This window comes from Calidifontibacillus oryziterrae, assembly GCF_000331575.1.
Classification (GTDB): domain Bacteria; phylum Bacillota; class Bacilli; order Bacillales; family Bacillaceae_J; genus Calidifontibacillus_A; species Calidifontibacillus_A oryziterrae.
Genome location: NZ_KB223527.1, coordinates 337002 through 355673, shown reverse-complemented (window position 1 = coordinate 355673; position 18672 = coordinate 337002). Strand labels below are relative to the sequence as shown.

Here is an 18672-nt window from a genome sequence, read left to right as displayed (position 1 = left end):
AAAAAAACAGCAGTTGAAAATAAATAAACATAATAATATATGTAAATTTAGCCACTGGAAAATTAAAATAATAGTTAAAGTATACTTTATAAAATAACAATCTTGTATATGAAAAAATTCGTGGATTGGAAAAATTTCCGATACAATGGGTAAAGGTACTTTAGTAAATGAAGAAAATATACCATTTAGGGTTGTACGATTGGACAGATGCAAGGAAATCTGAAAAAATTGGTAATAGTAAGAGAGGACACGTGGTTATGTTTGATCCAACTATTTTTGAAAATTTAAAGGTCGTCGCTGAAGGAGCGGTATATGATTTAGATTTAATCGGCCAGATTGTCGTAACAAATCGCGTTGATCAAGTTGATTTAGCAAAGCTATCACGACATTATTCGATTACGTTCCGAAGAGCGGATGTGTCACAAAATTCTGTTCAGGGAAAGCTTCAAATTGATGTTGGTGCTCACGACTTATCTTCAGAAATACTAGAAAAAGATATCGAAGACAATGATTTAGGATGTACTGTCGAGGTTACATTTTTTACAAAGGTGAATGACATTGAAAATGACTGTTCTGCTATTCAACTTTCACTATTAACAATCTGGGGGAATAGACCATCGATTACGCAACAACTGTCGTTTTTTTATGAAGATCGTACGAAACAACTATCGAATTCAATTTGTTTAAAGTTTGATCGAAAAATTGCTGAAGCACAGGTTGGGGATCTGCCAATTATAGTTGATCACATGGTCGAATCAATTGATCGATTAAATGAAATATTAAACAAAAATTAATTGATGCAATTTTTAAAAGGAGATCGAAAATATGAACTTATTAGCTTCAATGGGCCCATTTTTGAAAGATGCATGGGAAAAGGCAGGTTTTGAAACGTTAACGCAAATACAAGAGGAATCGATACCACATATATTGGAAGGGAAAGACATCGTGGCTGAATCACCAACCGGTACAGGGAAGACGTTAGCCTACTTACTACCGTTGTTAAACAACATTAATCCTGAGCTTAAACAGATTCAGGTGGTAGTTTTGTCACCAACTAGGGAATTAGCTATGCAGATTCATCAAGTTATCCAAACTTTTACATTGAACAGTCCGATCGTAAGTGCAGCATTTATCGGAGGTGTTGACATAAAGCGCCATATTGATCGATTAAAAAAGAATCCGCAAATTGTAGTTGGCACTCCAGGACGAATTAATGAGTTAATAGATAAGAAAAAAATGAAAATGCACGAAGTGAAAACGGTAGTAGTTGATGAAGTCGACCAAATGATTGCACAGCGTTTATCTTTTGATGTCAAAATGATTGTCAAATCAACGTTAAAGGATCGCCAACTATTATTTTTTTCAGCAACAATTACTGATGATGTTAAAGGGATAGCGAATGAAATGATGACAGCGCCGCTATATATTAAGGTTGCTCGCAAGGAAAATGCAAATGTCGATCACATATATTTTGTGTGTGAGCAGCGGGATAAGATCGAGGTTTTGCGGAAGTTTTATAAAATGGATGAAAAAATGAAGGCTTTAATTTTTATCAACGATGCACTTCATATTGATCGTATAGCGGACAAGCTTCGTTATAAGAAAATTCCTGTTGGGATTTTGCACAGTGAAGCTAATAAAAAGGAACGAGCAGCCGCCATTCAGCAATTTCGAGCAGGGAAGCTTTCCCTTTTGTTAGCAACAGATATTGCAGCTCGTGGGATGGATATAGAGGACCTTACTCATGTCATCCATTTGGATATGCCTGAGAAAATCGAGCAATACGTTCATCGCTCGGGTCGAACAGGGAGAATGGGTGCGTCAGGGACTGTTGTTTCCATCGTAACGTCTAGTGAAGAAAAGATGTTATTGAAGTATGGGAAAGAACTAAAGCTAGCTATGATGAAAAAAGAGCTTTATAGAGGTGAAATGATTGATGAACAGATCACGAAGCGTGATTCTGAACGTACAATTTCTAAAGTAAAACGTAATTCTGCAGTTAAACAAGGCAATAATGAAAAACGCGCCAAAGATAAAACAACAGGCAAAAATCGACTACACGAAAAAGCCTCATTTGAACGTCAAAACTTTAGAAAGACAAACAAAAATGAAAGTACAAACAAGAATAACGATCCTAAATTAAAAAATAATAGTAGTCGGATGCGATCAATTGGTAAGGCGAAATCAAATAAACAACGTTAATAGAACAGCAAAAAGAAGTATTGATAAATTGAAAGTAGATGATTATAAAACTAGCTCCAAATTCATTGACATTTACTAGAGTTTTATGTTATTAAATTTATTGTTAGCACTCTTTGGTTACGAGTGCTAACACATGATCGATCATTTTTAACCTATTAGTACTTAACCAAAAATTTGTAGTGGGTTGAGTATGTAAAGAATCAAACTTCTGAAAGGAGAAATTGTGATGGCCAAAAAACAATTTAAAGCAGAATCCAAACGAATTCTCGAGATGATGATCAACTCGATATACTCTCATAAAGAGATTTTTTTACGAGAGTTAATATCTAACGCAAGCGATGCGATTGACAAGATCTATTATAAAGCATTAACAGATGATTCATTATCCTTTAACAAAGATAGTTACTACATAAAAGTATCGGCTGATAAGGAAACAAGAACTTTAAAAATTAGTGATACAGGCATCGGAATGACAAAAGAGGAGCTTGAGAATAACCTTGGGGTTATTGCGAAAAGTGGCTCGTTGGCATTTAAAAATGAAAATGAGATCAAGGACGGATTTGATATAATCGGTCAATTTGGTGTCGGCTTTTATTCAGCGTTTATGGTTGCGGATGTGGTGACGGTAATTAGTAAAGCTCTCGGCAGTGATGAAGCGTACAAGTGGGAGTCAAAAGGTGCTGATGGTTATACAATTGTTCCGTTTGAAAAAGACGAAGTGGGTACAGAAATCATTTTAAAAATTAAAGAGGATACAGAGGAAGAAAAGTACGGCGATTATTTAGAAGAGTATCGTTTGAAGTCAATTATCAAAAAGTACTCGGATTTTATCCGTTATCCAATTAAAATGGATATCACGACTAGTAAACTAAAAGACGATAGCGAAAATGAATTCGAGGATGTTGTTGAAGAACAAGTTATTAATAGCATGGTTCCAATTTGGCGAAAAAATAAAAATGAGCTAAAGGACGAGGATTACGAAAATTTTTATGCGGAAAAACGCTATGGTTTTGATAAGCCAATTAAGCATATTCACATCAGTGTAGATGGTGCGGTAAGATATAACGCGATTTTGTTTATTCCTGAGAAAATTCCATTTGACTACTATTCAAAGGAATTTGAAAAAGGCTTGGAGCTCTACTCAAATGGCGTGTTAATAATGGAAAAATGCCCGGATTTACTTCCGGATTATTTCAGCTTCATTAAAGGGATGGTTGACTCTGAAGATTTATCGTTGAACATCTCCCGTGAGATACTACAACATGACCGCCAATTAAAGCTCATTGCTAAAAACATTAAAACGAAAATTAAAAATGAGCTGCAGAAGCTTTTAAAAGATGACCGCGCGAAGTATGATGAGTTTTACAAATCATTTGGTAGACAATTGAAATACGGTATTTATAGTGACTTTGGCAGCAACAAGGCAGATTTGCAGGATTTGATCATGTTCTATTCTTCGAAAGAAAAGAAAATGGTGACATTAGATGAGTACGTATCAAAAATGCCAGAGGAGCAAAAATATATTTACTATGCTGTTGGCGAAACGAATGAACGTATCGATAAGCTACCGCAAACTGAGCTTGTCGCGGATAAAGGGTACGAAATCCTTTACTTCACTGAGGATATTGATGAATTCGCGATCAAAATGCTGATGACGTATAAAGATAAGGAATTCCGCTCTGTTTCCAGCGGTGATCTTGGCATTGAAGCAGATGAAACTCAAACTGATAAGACAGATACTGACCAAGATGCAAACAAAGAGCTATTCGACTACATGAAGGGTGTTCTTGGGGATAAAGTAAAGGATGTCCGCATATCAAAACGGTTAAAGTCTCATCCGGTATGCTTAACTTCAGAAGGTGAATTATCAATCGAAATGGAAAAAGTACTAAGCATGATGCCAGACGGACAAAAGGTCAAAGCGGACAAAATTCTCGAAATTAACATTAATCATGACGTTTTTAAATCATTACAAGCAGCATTTACATCCGACAAAGACAAGCTGACATTATATACAAACTTATTATATAACCAAGCTCTATTAATCGAAGGCTTACCAATCAACGATCCAGTCGAATTTACAAATGATATTTGTAAAGTGATGGTATAAAATGGAGGGACACAGTGGTGTCCATAGAGGTTCCTGACCCCGGCAAAAAATGGAAACAGCGCTTGAAACGAAGTACAGTTTCAGGTGCTGTTTTTTTCATTTCGAATTGAGCGCTGAAATAGTAAAGAAAACCAACTTCTTAGTAGTAAAGGGGTTGGCTCTTTGTAAAATAAGCTAGTTAATTTATGTTCAGTAAGAAAAAATAAGTTTCAGTGTTCAAAACATACAGACCATTTTTCTGTTGAAAATTAATGGTTATTCTTAATTAATATATATTGTATTTCTGTTGCGGAGATCATAATTGTATGATAAATTTCATAGCCAATACTTAGAAATCTTGATAATGTTTCAGCACAGTTTGGATGAGCAGGTTCTAGTGGTGCCACGAAGCTTTTTTCTAAAGATAAAAGTTGATTCCTATATGTGTTACAACGTAATATTACAACATGACGACCAACCCATGCTGTACCTATTATTTGTTGTTGCCTGTATGAAGAGTGCATATTACATCGTCCTTTCCAATTGGAGAAAAAGAAAGATAATATCTGTGTTAGGTGGTTAAAATTTCTGAGTAAATTACAGAATCAATGAGAAAAGCAGTTAACTTTTAAAGGAAATCAATACAATTTCTGAGAAAGTAAAAAGCTGTTACTTACTATTATTAGAATATGCACCGACCTATGTAACAGTTGAAGGTTTTTGCTGTAAAATGATAAAATTTCTTTATATAAGTGAAAGGGGATATAGGATCGAACATGGACAAAGCCCAATTAGTCGTAAATGCTACAACTTTTGTAAGAAACGAATTAGAAGAAGATGCAAGTGGACATGATTGGTGGCATATTGCCCGTGTTACGAAATTGGCAAAGTACATTGCAAAAAAAGAAAGTGCAGATGAATTTATATGTGTGCTTGCGGCACTCCTACATGATATTGCTGATGAAAAATTAAATCCTGTCGGTGGGGAAGAAGCGGGCTTGAGTAGAGTGAAAGCTTGGCTCGAATCCCAACATGTAACGGACGATACAACGCAGAAAGTGCTGGAGATCATTTCAACGATGTCTTTTAAAGGTGGGAATCGACCACAAATGAAAACGCTAGAAGGTAAAGTAGTCCAAGATGCAGACCGGTTAGATGCTATCGGAGCAATTGGCATTGCACGGACATTTGCCTATGCTGGGGCGCACGGTGATCTAATTTATGATCCGAAAATTGCACTGCGTGATCACCTTACGAAGGAAGAATATCGAAATGGTAAATCCACGGCTATCAATCATTTTTATGAAAAGCTTTTAAAGCTAAAGGGCTTAATGAATACGAATACAGCTCGTGAACTAGCTGAAAAACGCCATACATTAATGGAGCAATTTTTAACAGATTTTTATAATGAGTGGGAAGGCCCATTAGATTAAATGTTATAGTTCTCAATTACATGTACGATATAATTCGAAGTAGTATTATCTAGGTAACAAGTAAACTTATCACTATTGAAATCATCTAATTTAATTTTAAATGAAAGCTTGTGGAAAGGTAAAAGACAATGAGTATATTAACGGTTGAAAATTTATCAAAAAGTTATGGAGAAAAAGTATTATTTCAGGATATTTCATTTAGCGTTGCAGAAAAACAACGTATTGGTGTTATTGGCGTAAATGGCACTGGGAAGTCGACGCTATTAAAAATTATTGCCGGTATAGAACCCGAGGACAGTGGCGAAGTCAAAAAGCCAAAGTCGTATACAATTGAATATTTAGCGCAAAATCCTGAGTTTGCAGAAGAGGGAACAATTTTAGATGAAATTTTTCACGGGGATACACCGTTCATTCGGCTTCTAAAAAGCTATGAGGTGACATTGGCTAACTTACAAGCTGATCCGGATAATGACCGTTACCAAGAAGCTCTTTTTAAAATTCAACAGCAAATGGACGCAATGAATGCGTGGGATGCAAGTACACAAGCGAAATCGATATTAACAAAGCTTGGAATAGAAGACCATTCTCAACATGTTAGTCAGTTATCAGGTGGTCAAAAAAAACGGGTGGCCATTGCAAGAAGTTTAATTCAGCCAGCTGATTTGTTAATTTTAGATGAGCCAACTAACCACCTTGATATAGAAACGATTGAGTGGTTGGAAGACTATATGACGCGTTATCCAGGGTCCATTCTCCTTATTACTCATGACCGATACTTTCTTGACCGTGTCACCAATCGAATTATTGAGCTTGATCAAGGAAAGCTTTATAGCTATGAAGGTAATTACTCCACATTTCTCGAAGCAAAAGCGGTCCGCGAACAAAATGAAGCAGCGAGTGAGGATAAACGGAAAAATCTCCTTAGGCGCGAGCTTGCATGGATTCGCCGTGGGGCGAAAGCGAGAACAACTAAGCAGAAAGCAAGAATTCAACGGTTTGAAGAATTGCAAAATCAATCTAACTATCGTAAAAAGGAAGACCTTGATATTGCCATTGGCGGTAGCCGGCTTGGCAAAAAAGTATTTGAGCTTGAAAATATAACGAAGCAGTATGGCGATCAAACTGTAATTCGAGACTTTTCTTATATTGTCAAACCGTATGAACGGATCGGTATTGTTGGTCCGAACGGTTCTGGGAAAACGTCATTGTTAAATCTTTTAGCTGGTAAAGATACACCAGATGAAGGACTTATTGATATAGGGCAAACTGTAAAAGTTGCTTATTATACCCAAGAAAATGAAGAAATGAACGAAGATATGAGGGTTATTGACTACATTAAAGAAACGGCTCAAATCATCCGTACAATTGATGGTCATGAAATTACTGCGGCACAAATGCTCGAGCGTTTTTTATTTTCACCAGCAATGCAATATACATATATAAAAAAGCTCTCTGGTGGTGAGCGAAGGCGATTATATTTATTAAAGGTTTTAATGACTGAACCAAATGTTATTCTTTTAGATGAGCCTACAAATGATCTGGATATTGAAACGTTAACAATCTTAGAGGATTATTTAGACGATTTTCCAGGAGTAGTTTTAACCGTATCGCATGATCGCTACTTTTTAGATAAAACGAGCGATTTATTATTTGTGTTTGAAGGAAATGGAAAGATTAGAATTTATTTTGGTAGTTATAGCGAATTTTTAGAAGAAGAAAAGCAAAAAATGGCTGTCAGCAAAAAAGAAGAAGGAAAAGAAAAGAAAATCGAGAATGAGCAGACGGCACTTGCACAGAATGAAAAACCAAAAAAGCTCAAACTTTCATATAAGGAACAAAAGGAATGGGACACGATTGAAGATAAAATAACACAACTAGAGGAAACAATCGAAAATATTCAAGCTGAAATTGCAAATGCAGGACATGATTTTGCCAAAGTCCAGCCATTATATGAAGAAGAACAACGTTTAACGGCTGAACTAGAACAAGCGATGGAACGATGGGAAGAGCTTTCTGAGCTCGTTGAAAAAATTCAAAGTCAAAAATAGTATGAAGGGTTATAAGTCTTCCATATACGAATTAAGCTAGTAGTAGATTACAACACTAGAAAGGGGACGCAATTTATGAGCTCATGCAGTATCAATCATTCAAAAGAGGATGTCATTAGCAAACTAGAAAGCCAAAAGAATTTTTTACCAAGTGACCTATATGAAAAAGTAAAAGCATACCTTCAAACAGATTTACCCCAACAAACACTTAACGAAATTTTTCATTTGTTAAAGAAATATGATTTAGCAGGTGAAGCAGAACAAAAGGAAAGAAACGAAGTACTAAAGACAATGCTCAACGGCTAATACCATATTTTTCCGGGGTCAGGAACCTCTATGGACACCACTATGGACACCACTATGGACACCGCCCTGGCACCATTCATTAAAGAAGGATGCTCGATGTTTGAGCATCCTGTTTATTTATATTGAACGATTCTCTTTGCACCTAAATATCGTTTACTCCAATAGTTTAAATTTAGTTTACTAATGGTAACTCCTTTGGATGAACTAGAGTGAATGAATTTTCCATCACCGATATAAATTCCAGCATGAGATGGTCCTGGTTTATACGTTTGGAAAAAGACAAGGTCTCCTATGCTTGGATTCCCAACGTCAATACCATAATTCCAGATCTCGTTTACGGTTCTTGGGATATTAATACCTTTTTCGGAATATACATATTTTAGAAAACCACTACAGTCAAAGCCGTTTGGGGTCGTTCCACCCCATTCAAAGGGAGTGCCGACTAGCTTTGTCGCATATTGAATTAGTGATGTATCAACACCGTACCTATCATTTATTACTGGAATATGATCGGGTTCATATGAAACTAAGTTATTGGAATGAAGCTTTTTCCATGTAGCCTCATCAATATCACCTGTTGCAGGAAGGTTATGATTTTTTTGAAAGTGAATGACGGCATTTTTCGTTCTTTTACCGAAAATACCGTCAATCTTGAATGTATAGTAGTTCAGTTTTTTTAAGATCGTTTGAGCATCGTTTACTTGAAGGCTCTTAGTTCCTAATTGAAGAGGTACGATTAACTTTGGAACTTGCTCATTACTATTTATTGAAGCTAAATTTACATTCGCTTCTGTTTGATCCTGTATATGATTTTGTATTTCATTTTTACGAATTGCATTCTGGGCTAGCTCATTTTGTGATGATAATGTCAAAATTCGACTTAAAGTCTGTGGACCAGCAATACCATCCACAGATAGAGCCGTATATAATTGGAATTTCCGAACTGCCGCTTGGGTGTGAGGACCGAATATGCCATCTACTTGAAATGGGTAATATCCCATTCTCTTAAGTCCCTCTTGTAAAATACGGACAGAGGAACCTACATGGCCATAGCGTAATGTTTTCTTGTCTACTATTTTATCTCCTTCAGAAGAAGCATCAACAAAAAGATGAGGAGTAGCAACAGCGACAGAAGCGATTGCAGAGCTTAAAATAAGCTTATGCGCCATGCCCATACTCTTTTTCTTATCCATCATTTTCCCTCCTAAACAAAGCTGAAGTTCTCGAAGTTGACAGGAGCAAAATAACGTATTCAGTTCATGAGAAAACAAACCCTCTCTTATTTATATACAGAAGTGGTAGAATTTATGTCAAAAAAAATAAACACCTGTCTTATTTTTGGACAGGTGTTTGAAAACGATCAAATTGTACAGGTTTTATTCCACTTGATAGAGCTTTCATTTCATAGTCTCTCGCAAGTAATTCGTCTAATAATTTTGGCAACATTTTAGCTGTTACTTTTTTATCATGAAGCAGTATTGTCGGAGTTTTCCCTCTGGCTTCAATTAATTGCAGTTGTTTAATTATGTTTCCAAAAACCTTATGTTCATCCTCAACGGTCCAATCCTCACTATCGATGTTCCAATCCCAATATATAAAGCCAGCATTATTGAGACCATCTTTTATTTCATGTGTTAAGTGTGGATAGCTGCCGAATGGTACCCGTATTAATTGCGTGTTAACCCTAGTAACATCATAAATCGCCCGCTGACATGTTTTCATTTCAGTTATTGCTGTATTGACATTCGAATAAAAAATATCAATACGATGGGATACCCCATGACACCCTACTGAGTTCCCAGCAGCAATTATTTGTTTCAAAATCTCTGGATGTTTATCAATATTTGCTTTTAATAGAAAAAAAGTAGCTTGAACATTTTTTGATTTTAAGGCTTTTAAAATTTCTATTGTATGACTATTTGGTCCATCATCAAAGGTTAAGTACAATAATTTTTTAGCCTTTTTGTATCGATCTAAATTAGTGGATGGTAATTGTTTTTCTATTTTCGTTGAATTTAATATGGGTGAGGCTTTTTTTGCAATTAGTACGTTGGACTGATCTTCAATTTGTAAGGATTGTAAAAGGTTACTTACAATGATAGGTGTTGCGCTAAATATAAATAAGATCGTCCAAATTTTTATGTAATGTTTCATAAGCTGAGTGTACAAATTCACCCCTTAGTCTTTTCTACCTAACTTTACTATAGTATATTTACACTAGAATTTATAGACTGTAATTTTGATTAGTAAAAAATTTCCTACTTTTTAAGTAAGTAGTTAGGTGTGACAAAAATGATAGTAACAACAGGCGGTAGAACAAATCATCACATGATCGAGATCGCAAAGCGAGTTGCTGAAGAGTTACAGATCTTATATCTTGAGCGTAAGAAAGTATCAATTGAAAAAATAATAACGGCAGTACAGGATGATGTGCTAGTGGTAGGGAAAAATCGGTTAGTTATATACCCATTAAAAGATCCCTCAAATCCGATTTTTTTTCATCCAAACTCGGCAATGTTTCGAGTCAAGCGCATAGTAAGGGGTGAGGAAGACCCGTTTATCCAAGCAACTAAGTTAAAAAAAGGAACATCTTTTTTGGATTGTACAATTGGTCTTGCATCCGATAGTATTGTTGCAAGTAGCGTTATTGGACCTACAGGTCGTGTCGTAGGAATTGAAGGGAATCGATATATTGCATATTTACTTTCAATTGGTTTACAGACATGGGAAAGTGGTCATGAGCCTATTAATCAAGCAATGAGACAAATTACAATAATTCAAGCTGACCATTTAACTTTTTTACAACAACAAACTTCTGCTTCGTTCGATGTCGTTTATTTTGACCCAATGTTTGAAGAAAATATCGTAGAGTCTGATGGCATTAAAGGGCTAAGATCGATGGCGATTTACGAAGATCTAGTAGATGAAGCAATTGAGCAGGCACTTCGTGTAGCTAAAGCAAGGGTGGTTCTCAAGGATCATTGGAAAAGTGCCCGCTTTGAAAGGTTTGGCTTTACGGTTTATCGACGCAAAACTGCAAAATTTCATTTTGGAGTGATTGAAAAATTTTGCAATTAATACCAAATAATGGAGGGGTCAGGAACCTCTATGGACACTACTATGGACACCTCTATGGCACCAGGCGAAAAATGCAAAACAATAATTTCGCAATTGAACTAAAATCGTTAGTATTGGATGATTTTTTCTGAAAATGGACACCTTACGGATAGGGAGGTGTACACATTGAAAAAGATTAAAGCTGATGCATCAACGATTGGTTTAGGTTCATCTGAAACGGAAGGACAGGGAACTACAAATCAAGAAACGGGTCAGGTTAAAATGGATTCAGCACGAAGGAAAAAGAGGAAAAAGTCTGGTATTTTATAAGTTTAATTAGAAAAAGGGGATCGCAGCAAATGTTGCAATTCCCTTTTATTATTGTTTGGGAAATTATAAAATTTGATCCTGTGGATCAATACTATAGCACAGAGAATAGTCGACCAGCGCAAGCGCCAATCGACTAGTAAACTTCGCTCATCTTTTTTGCGATAAGTCAACATCGACTCGTCCCTCGACGTGTTTTGTTTATCTCAGTCGATGCGCTCTTAGTTTATACGTCGCTAATCAGGGCGCCTATAGCTTTTGTTCTTGCAGCTAGCGATTCAATTCATTTTGAATAAATAATCAGAAAAAGTATCTAAATAAGGTGTCTTATTTTGAAATACAACTACCAACAACCTCACATGATCTAAGAATAGGCAGGAAAATCCAAGCTTCTGGTCGAAATTATATTAATATCCTATTCTTGGTAGAGGTGTGAAAGTGTTGAATTCAATTAATAAACAATTATCCCAAGAAGAAATAGTAAATCCAATGCTTATTCAACAAATTCAACAGCAAATAAATTTACAATTTCCACACTATACTTCAAAACAAAAAGCATTTAAGCTGGCAACGATGATTCATAACAAAATAGACCAATCTCTACCTAATTATTCAAATACTACGAAGAAAAACGTTCGAAATGCTTTACTAGTTACAAAGCTTTCTCCGAATTCGTTCACAATAAATTCGAAGGATATCATTGATACTAGCATTCATATAGCTAGAAATGAGGAGCTTGAGACAAGCTTGCCGAGATGGATTCAGTCCAAGTTTAATATAGAGCCTACTAGTATTGAAAATTATGTAAATAATCTTATAGAGGAGCGTACAAAGATTGAAAATGAAATGACGAGAGGTGGAAAGGACGAATTTCTAATTCCACAACAAAACCTAAAAAGGGATAGTAAACAGAATGTTCGTTCTGTCCTAAGTTATAGTGAAATTGCTGCCACAAGTTATACGGATGTAGCTGAAAATCGTTCGCTAGGCTTTGGTGATTTACATACAAATGTTTTCCCGGAAAAACCATTCAGAGGCAAGAAAAAAAATATGCTGGTAGCGATTGTTGCTTTTTTAATCATGATTATCTTAGCTACTATAGTGGATCGTGCATTTGAGACTTCTAACGAGATAAATAATGTTGAAATAATTGAAGCCAATGCCGTGACTTATATAAGACCAGCAAATGAACTACCGAGCTATTTACAATATGAACCTATTAATGAGTCTGCATTACGTACATGGCTCGATGGTCGTAACTCGATCTTAGCCGATGAGCCCTATTTTTCAACTATTGTTACAGTAGCCAATCGTCATAATCTTCATCCGTTTTTACTATTTGCAATTACTGGTCAAGAGCAAGGATTTGTGCCAAGAACACATGAGAATGCAACTGAAATTGCGAACAACCCATTTAATGTGTTTCACAGCTGGCAGGATTTTAATACTAATATTCTAGAATCTAGTCAAATTGCTGCTAAAACCATTATAAATTTAAGTGAGGAACGCCCAGAAAATGCAGATCCTTTTCAATGGATTAATCGCAAATATGCTGAGGATCCAAATTGGTGGAAAGGTGTGTCTTCTATTTTTACCACACTCGAAGATGAGGTTCAGTGAATTTTTGGTAATATCCTAAAATAAGATTTTTTAAATCAATTGTACAATCTTTTTTGAATATTATGTCGAATTTTAGGATTATGTATGCTTTAATATATTTATGCAAAATATTACAAATCAGGGGGTATTTCATGTGAAAAAGACATTACTAGTATTTCTTACAATTATTTCTGCCTTAATGCTAGCGATTGCTGGCTGTGGAAATAACCAAGACACAAACGAAGCCACAGAATCAGAGACAGGAACAGAAGTGACACCTCAAGAAAAAGATCAGGTAAAAATTGGTATGCTAAAATTAACTAGCTCTGCTCCGCTTTTCATTGCCTTAGAAAAAGGATTTTTTGAGGAAGAAAATATTAATGCTTCAGAAACATGGTTTGAAGCTGCACAACCAATTGCTGTTGCAACAGCTGGAGGTAGTGTAGATGTAGGAGCAACAGGAATCACAGCTAGTCTCTATAACATGGTCGCAGGTGGTCAACAACTATGGATTGTTGCAGATAAAGGAAGAGAACAAAAAGGATTTTCTTCATCTGCTTTATTAGTACCAAATGATTCATCGGTAGCTGCAATCGAGGATTTAAAAGGAAAGAAAATCGGGATCACACAAACAGGTTCAACGTTCCATTATATGGTAGGGCGAATTCTCGAAAACCACGGACTAACAATTAATGATGTAGAATTAGTACCTCTAAACAGTATTCCAGGATTAATGGATTCACTTAAGAGTAAACAAGTTGATGCTGTAATTTTAAATGAACCAAATATTTCAACAGTTGTTGCTGAAGGGTACGGAAAAGTAATTACTCAAGTAGGCGATGAAATTGATTACCAAACATCAGGTATTTTCTTCTCTCCTGCTTTTGCAGAAAATAAAGATTTAGCTGTTCGTTTCATGAAGGTTTACACAAAAGCAACTCAATATTATTATGACGCTGTTTTAACCAAAAAAGATGGTGAATTAGTACCTGGCGAAAACTATGATGAAGTAGTTAATATTATTGCAAAATACACAGATCAAGATGCTGAACGTATAAAAAAAGGGTTACCATACATGGATCGCGAGGGTAGATTACTAGAAAGCGACATTCAAACGCAAATTGATTGGTATGCAAAAGAAAACCTAATTGATAAAGCAATTGATGCAACTGAAATCGTAAATACTGGATTTTTAGAGGAAGCATTGAATAACTAGGGAAGTGACAGCGTGAGAATTGTAATTGACAATGTCGAGAAAAAGTTTATTGATAATAAAAAACGAGAAGTAACTGCACTTGAAAATATAAACTTTACTATCGAGGAGCAAGAGTTAGTTGTTCTAGTTGGCCCAAGTGGTTGTGGAAAGTCTACCCTGTTAAATATTGTGGGTGGTTTAATGTCACCAAGTAGAGGGCAAGTATATTTTGAAGGCACAGAAGGAAAAGAGCCGAATTTAGGGATTGTATTTCAAGAAATCGCCCTTTTCCCTTGGCGAACAGTTTATGAAAATGTGATTTTTGGACTTGAAGAACGAGGGGTAAGTAAAAAAGAGCGCGAGGAAAAGGGTCAATATTACATCGATATGGTGGGCCTTACAGGCTTTGAAAATTCTTATCCAAAACAACTTTCTGGTGGGATGAAGCAACGGGCGGGGATTGCCCGTGCTTTATCCGTTGAACCGGATTTATTGTTAATGGATGAACCTTTTTCAGCATTGGATGCTCAAACCCGAACGTTAATGCAAGAGGAGCTATTAACGATTTGGAATCGAACACGCTTAAGTACGCTCTATGTTACTCATAATATTCAAGAAGCTGTATATCTTGGTGATCGTGTTATTGTATTATCGAGACGGCCTGGACGAATCAAAGAAATTATAAAAATTGATTTACCAAAAATGGGCCGCGACCAAGAAATATATCGTGATCAATTTGAACAATATTCCAATGAAATTTGGGATTTAATACGCCAAGATGCGCAAGAAGCGCTTAAGGAGGCGTAACAGCATGGCACAAACAAAACAAGTTATTAAAAATAGAGTAGAATTTTTAGAAAAGAAAATTCCACCCTTTGCATCGGTTCTAGGGATTACAAGTATTCTATTGTTATGGGAGCTTGTTTGCCGAATGAATTTTGTACCACCGCTTTTTCTTCCGGCTCCGACTTCGATATTGGCCGATGGATGGGAAATGATTAGTAGTGGTGAATTATTAAAAAATGTAACGGCAAGTTTATATCGGATTTTTGGTGGATACGTAATTGGTGCAACTGTAGGCATTATTGTCGGTTTAATTCTCGGCTTTTCGAAATGGGCAGATGCTATCTTTACACCGATTATATACTCGATTTATCCAATACCAAAAATCGCGTTATTGCCGCTTATCATTTTATGGTTTGGAATTGGTGAAATGCCTAAGGTGGCAATCATTGCACTGGGGGTCTTTTTCCCAGTACTAATCAATACTTTTTCAGGTGTGAAGAGTGTAGATCCAAGCTTAATAAAGGCAGCTGTTACATTTGGCTCCAATCACTTCAACGTCATCCGTAAGGTAATTCTACCAGGAGCACTTCCAACTATTTTTGCTGGGCTTAAGTTATCAGCTGGTACAGCATTGTTACTTTTAGTTTCAGCGGAAATGATTGCTGCCCAATATGGAATTGGCGCGATGGTCCTTCATTACGGAAATTTAATGATTACAACAAAGCTTATGTTTGGTGTACTCATTCTCTCATTTTTAGGATTACTTTTTAACAGAGGACTACAGTGGCTAGAACGAAAATTAATACCATGGAAATAAAAGTAGGCTTTTGGGTAAAAAAATTACTCAAAGGCCTTCTTTAATACTGTAGAATATTTCTCATATTACATTGACCATTTTGGTATAGCATAATTACAAATAGTGTAGCTAATACTTCAAAAAATGATTATTATAACAATAGTAGTAAAGCAAAAAAAGGATGGTGAAAATTGAAAAAATTCAGATGGAAAAAGCGTTACTTTCTCCTTGTGATTTTGTCTGTTGCTTTCATGTTTTCTGTATATGGGTACAATAAAAGCGTTCCAGCAGGACTGTCTTTTGAAGGTGAAGAACATGTAGCTTCAAATGTCGAGTTTTTATATGACTTAACATACTTAAAGGAGGGAGAGAAAACAAGCGAACAAGTTATTTTTGATCATATTTTAAAGACGATTGATGATGCAGAACAATATATTATATTAGATATGTTTTTGTTTAACGATGATTATGATAAAACTGCTCAATATCCAAGTTTAACGGAACGCTTATCGAAAGCACTCGTTAATAAACAGAAGGAAAACCGGGATCTGAAAATCACCTTTATAACGGATGATATCAATACATTTTATGATTCATATTCTACAAGATATATAGATCAAATGATTAACAGTGGTGTAAATATAGTCTTTACAGATTTAGATCAATTAAGAGATTCTAATCCAACTTACTCTGGTTTTTATCGTGCATTTATTAGTTGGATTGGAGATTTTGAAAAAGGTTGGCTTCCAAATCCTTTTAGTCAAGATTCTCCCAAAGTAAAACTAAAATCTTATGCAAATTTATTAAATTTCAAAGCGAACCATAGAAAATTAATCGCAACTGAAAAACAAGCGCTTATTACGTCCGCTAATCCGCATGATGCTAGTGGATACCATTCTAATATTGCATTTATAGTTAAAGGAAATATTATTGAGGATATCATTACCTCAGAAAAAAATGTGGCGCTGATGTCAGGTGAGATGATAGAACAAAATCATATTCCAGTAATGGCAAGCGGAGAAATAGAAAATAAAGATGCAGCAGGAACCGATCAGGAAAACGCAAAGGTAAGCTTTCTTACAGAAGGGAAAATAAAAAAGCATATCCTCCAAGTTGTAAATGAAACTAAACAAGGTGATGAAATATATCTAGGTATGTTTTATCTTTCAGACCGAGAGTTCATCGAAGCACTGTTAGACGCGGTAAATCGAGATGTATCAATACAAATCGTTCTTGATCCGAACAAAGATGCATTTGGAATGGAAAAGAACGGAATTCCTAACCGCCCTGTAGCAAATGAATTAATAGCGAAAAGTCATAATAAAGTCAAATTAAAGTGGTATGATACTCACGGTGAACAATATCATACAAAGTTACTTTTCGTAAAAAAGCAAGAAGAAAGTGTAATTATTGGTGGTTCTTCAAATTTCACTAGACGAAATATCGGAGATTTCAATTTAGAAGCAGATGTGAAAATTATAGCCAATAATAATCACTCTATTGTCAAAGAGGTAGAAAGTTATTTTGAGCGAATTTGGGAAAATATAGACGGTCATTATACAATAGAATATGAAAAGTATAAGGATGATTCAAAAATAAAATATTGGATGTATCGTTTTCAAGAGTGGAGTGGATTATCGACGTTTTAATAAATAAAATAGAAAAGGTGATCTTTCAAATGACAAAACAAAATTTACTATCGGAAACAATTAGTGTTATGCAGAATCATGTCTCTGTTCGTAGTTTTACTTCTGATTCAATTCCTAAAGAGCATATACTTGAAATTATTCGAGCTGCCCAAAGCGCTCCATCATCTAATTTTGTCCAAGCATATTCTATTATTCATGTGACTGATAAGGAAAAGAAAAATAAAATTGCTGAACTATCTAACAATCTGAAGCAGGTTAGCGAATGTTCAGATTTCCTCTTATTTTGTGGGGATTTAAAACGTTTGGAATACGCATGTAAAAAGCATGGGGTAGATATTGAACATGATACGCTTGAAAATTTCTTAGTAGCTGTTATTGACACAGCTTTAATTTCTCAAAATGCTATTACTGCCGCTGAATCACTAGGCTATGGCGGCTGTTATATTGGCGGTGTTCGTAATAATCCTGGGCAAATTAGTGAATTGGTTGGACTTCCTGATAAAGTATTTCCGTTATTTGGCTTATGCTTAGGAGTACCTGTGAATAGAAACGAAGTTAAACCTAGGCTGCCACACGAAATCATCCTCCATGAAAATGAATATGATGAGGGAAAATATCCAGATGCATTGAATGAGTATGATCGCAGGATGAATGATTATTATAAAGCACGGTCTAGTAATGCAAAGGAAACGAATTGGACAAAAATGATGGCTGATTTCTTAAGGGACAAGCGAAGACCGCATATGCGGGAATTCATAGAAAGTAAGGGATTCACATTACGATAAACGGAAAGAATAGGTCCAAGGGGCTGTCCGATAAGTCATTCATTATGACTTTTTAGACAGCCCCCTTTTTAATATTTAAGACCATGATAAAGGATTAATCCATAGCGCTGATACTATAATTTCCGTTATGGTAAATTAGATTTTTTTAATAGGTTGGGAAATGAGCTTCATGAATATTCCCTGGCTCTTGTTTTTGATTTAATTCTTCCAGTGCTGCAACTAATACTTTCGTTTGTGTTGTTTTATCATGAGGCTTTCCTAAGGAATGTCCGAAATCGAATCCTACTGGATGTATCGCCCGAGGTGGTCTCATTAAGCTTGATTGTTCAACATCCAACGTAATTAATGATGTTGGAATTCCCTGTGATTCAATACCTCGCTGCACTGTAACTACAGTGCG

At 35.6% G+C, this 18672-nt stretch carries 18 protein-coding genes; 14 read left to right on the top strand and 4 right to left on the bottom strand.

The features are described 5' to 3' along the window. The first annotated feature begins 167 nt into the window (after positions 1 to 167). From D612_RS0110315 to htpG, 3 genes are all read left to right on the top strand, one after another. A complete protein-coding gene (locus D612_RS0110315; protein WP_017755390.1) occupies positions 168 to 794 on the top strand; it encodes a hypothetical protein in 627 nt (208 codons plus the stop codon). Positions 795 to 825: 31 nt separating this feature from the next. Next, positions 826 to 2202 carry a DEAD/DEAH box helicase gene (locus D612_RS0110310; RefSeq protein ID WP_017755389.1) on the top strand — a complete coding sequence of 459 codons (1377 nt, stop codon included), beginning with the start codon at positions 826 to 828 and terminating at the stop codon, positions 2200 to 2202. A gap of 226 nt (positions 2203 to 2428) precedes the next feature. Beyond that, positions 2429 to 4312 carry a molecular chaperone HtpG gene (htpG, locus tag D612_RS0110305; protein WP_017755388.1) on the top strand — a complete coding sequence of 628 codons (1884 nt, stop codon included), beginning with the start codon at positions 2429 to 2431 and terminating at the stop codon, positions 4310 to 4312. Positions 4313 to 4560: 248 nt separating this feature from the next. Here the strand turns inward: htpG and D612_RS0110295 are convergent, their stop codons facing one another. After that, positions 4561 to 4815, bottom strand: a complete 255-nt coding sequence (locus D612_RS0110295; protein WP_017755386.1) for a hypothetical protein — start codon at positions 4813 to 4815, stop codon at positions 4561 to 4563. A gap of 252 nt (positions 4816 to 5067) precedes the next feature. Here D612_RS0110295 and D612_RS0110290 point away from each other — a divergent pair, with 252 nt between their 5' ends. From D612_RS0110290 to D612_RS0110280, 3 genes are all read left to right on the top strand, one after another. After that, the gene (locus D612_RS0110290) at positions 5068 to 5724 is read left to right on the top strand and encodes an HD domain-containing protein (protein ID WP_017755385.1); all 657 of its coding nucleotides are present in this window, start codon (positions 5068 to 5070) and stop codon (positions 5722 to 5724) included. Positions 5725 to 5852: 128 nt separating this feature from the next. Beyond that, positions 5853 to 7772 (top strand): ABC-F family ATP-binding cassette domain-containing protein, encoded by a 1920-nt coding sequence (locus tag D612_RS0110285; RefSeq protein WP_017755384.1) that lies wholly within the window; start codon positions 5853 to 5855, stop codon positions 7770 to 7772. A 75-nt stretch (positions 7773 to 7847) separates the two neighbouring features. After that, the gene (locus D612_RS0110280; RefSeq protein WP_017755383.1) at positions 7848 to 8078 is read left to right on the top strand and encodes a hypothetical protein; all 231 of its coding nucleotides are present in this window, start codon (positions 7848 to 7850) and stop codon (positions 8076 to 8078) included. 113 nt (positions 8079 to 8191) lie between these two features. On the opposite strand, the gene D612_RS18265 is transcribed toward D612_RS0110280, so the two are convergent. Both D612_RS18265 and D612_RS0110270 read right to left on the bottom strand, forming a co-directional pair. Continuing rightward, positions 8192 to 9271: a C40 family peptidase gene (locus D612_RS18265; RefSeq protein ID WP_017755382.1), complete on the bottom strand. Its 1080-nt coding sequence runs from the start codon at positions 9269 to 9271 to the stop codon at positions 8192 to 8194. A gap of 139 nt (positions 9272 to 9410) precedes the next feature. Then, positions 9411 to 10253: a polysaccharide deacetylase family protein gene (locus tag D612_RS0110270; protein ID WP_407637461.1), complete on the bottom strand. Its 843-nt coding sequence runs from the start codon at positions 10251 to 10253 to the stop codon at positions 9411 to 9413. A 117-nt stretch (positions 10254 to 10370) separates the two neighbouring features. On the opposite strand from D612_RS0110270, the gene D612_RS0110265 reads away from it, so the two are divergent. The 8 genes from D612_RS0110265 to nfsA all read left to right on the top strand — a co-directional run bounded on the left by D612_RS0110265 (position 10371) and on the right by nfsA (position 18272). After that, complete coding sequence (locus D612_RS0110265; protein WP_017755380.1) at positions 10371 to 11156, top strand: class I SAM-dependent methyltransferase; 786 nt, start codon at positions 10371 to 10373, stop codon at positions 11154 to 11156. Between the two features lie 165 nt (positions 11157 to 11321). Continuing rightward, a complete protein-coding gene (locus D612_RS19470) occupies positions 11322 to 11465 on the top strand; it encodes a YuzL family protein (protein ID WP_017755379.1) in 144 nt (47 codons plus the stop codon). Positions 11466 to 11903: 438 nt separating this feature from the next. Beyond that, positions 11904 to 13082 carry a hypothetical protein gene (locus D612_RS18745; RefSeq protein WP_017755377.1) on the top strand — a complete coding sequence of 393 codons (1179 nt, stop codon included), beginning with the start codon at positions 11904 to 11906 and terminating at the stop codon, positions 13080 to 13082. A gap of 133 nt (positions 13083 to 13215) precedes the next feature. Continuing rightward, positions 13216 to 14277, top strand: coding sequence for an ABC transporter substrate-binding protein (locus D612_RS0110245; protein WP_017755376.1), 1062 nt, complete (start codon positions 13216 to 13218; stop codon positions 14275 to 14277). Positions 14278 to 14289: 12 nt separating this feature from the next. Continuing rightward, a complete protein-coding gene (locus D612_RS0110240) occupies positions 14290 to 15063 on the top strand; it encodes an ABC transporter ATP-binding protein (RefSeq protein ID WP_017755375.1) in 774 nt (257 codons plus the stop codon). Between the two features lie 4 nt (positions 15064 to 15067). Then, complete coding sequence (locus D612_RS0110235; protein ID WP_017755374.1) at positions 15068 to 15859, top strand: ABC transporter permease; 792 nt, start codon at positions 15068 to 15070, stop codon at positions 15857 to 15859. Positions 15860 to 16029: 170 nt separating this feature from the next. Further along, a complete protein-coding gene (locus tag D612_RS0110230; protein ID WP_017755373.1) occupies positions 16030 to 17487 on the top strand; it encodes a phospholipase D family protein in 1458 nt (485 codons plus the stop codon). 29 nt (positions 17488 to 17516) lie between these two features. Next, positions 17517 to 18272, top strand: a complete 756-nt coding sequence (nfsA, locus tag D612_RS0110225; RefSeq protein WP_017755372.1) for an oxygen-insensitive NADPH nitroreductase — start codon at positions 17517 to 17519, stop codon at positions 18270 to 18272. A 145-nt stretch (positions 18273 to 18417) separates the two neighbouring features. Here nfsA and D612_RS19755 read toward each other — a convergent pair whose 3' ends face one another. Next, positions 18418 to 18657, bottom strand: coding sequence for a hypothetical protein (locus D612_RS19755; RefSeq protein ID WP_017755371.1), 240 nt, complete (start codon positions 18655 to 18657; stop codon positions 18418 to 18420). Positions 18658 to 18672 lie beyond the last annotated feature (15 nt).

Excerpts from the sequence above, each read along its gene's own strand:
- D612_RS0110315 (WP_017755390.1), top strand. The coding sequence starts at position 168 with ATGAAGAAAATATACCATTTAGGGTTGTACGATTGGACAGATGCAAGG.
- D612_RS0110310 (WP_017755389.1), top strand. The coding sequence starts at position 826 with ATGAACTTATTAGCTTCAATGGGCCCATTTTTGAAAGATGCATGGGAA.
- htpG (WP_017755388.1), top strand. The coding sequence starts at position 2,429 with ATGGCCAAAAAACAATTTAAAGCAGAATCCAAACGAATTCTCGAGATG.
- D612_RS0110295 (WP_017755386.1), bottom strand. The coding sequence starts at position 4,815 with ATGCACTCTTCATACAGGCAACAACAAATAATAGGTACAGCATGGGTT.
- D612_RS0110290 (WP_017755385.1), top strand. The coding sequence starts at position 5,068 with ATGGACAAAGCCCAATTAGTCGTAAATGCTACAACTTTTGTAAGAAAC.
- D612_RS0110285 (WP_017755384.1), top strand. The coding sequence starts at position 5,853 with ATGAGTATATTAACGGTTGAAAATTTATCAAAAAGTTATGGAGAAAAA.
- D612_RS0110280 (WP_017755383.1), top strand. The coding sequence starts at position 7,848 with ATGAGCTCATGCAGTATCAATCATTCAAAAGAGGATGTCATTAGCAAA.
- D612_RS18265 (WP_017755382.1), bottom strand. The coding sequence starts at position 9,271 with ATGGATAAGAAAAAGAGTATGGGCATGGCGCATAAGCTTATTTTAAGC.
- D612_RS0110265 (WP_017755380.1), top strand. The coding sequence starts at position 10,371 with ATGATAGTAACAACAGGCGGTAGAACAAATCATCACATGATCGAGATC.
- D612_RS0110235 (WP_017755374.1), top strand. The coding sequence starts at position 15,068 with ATGGCACAAACAAAACAAGTTATTAAAAATAGAGTAGAATTTTTAGAA.
- nfsA (WP_017755372.1), top strand. The coding sequence starts at position 17,517 with ATGACAAAACAAAATTTACTATCGGAAACAATTAGTGTTATGCAGAAT.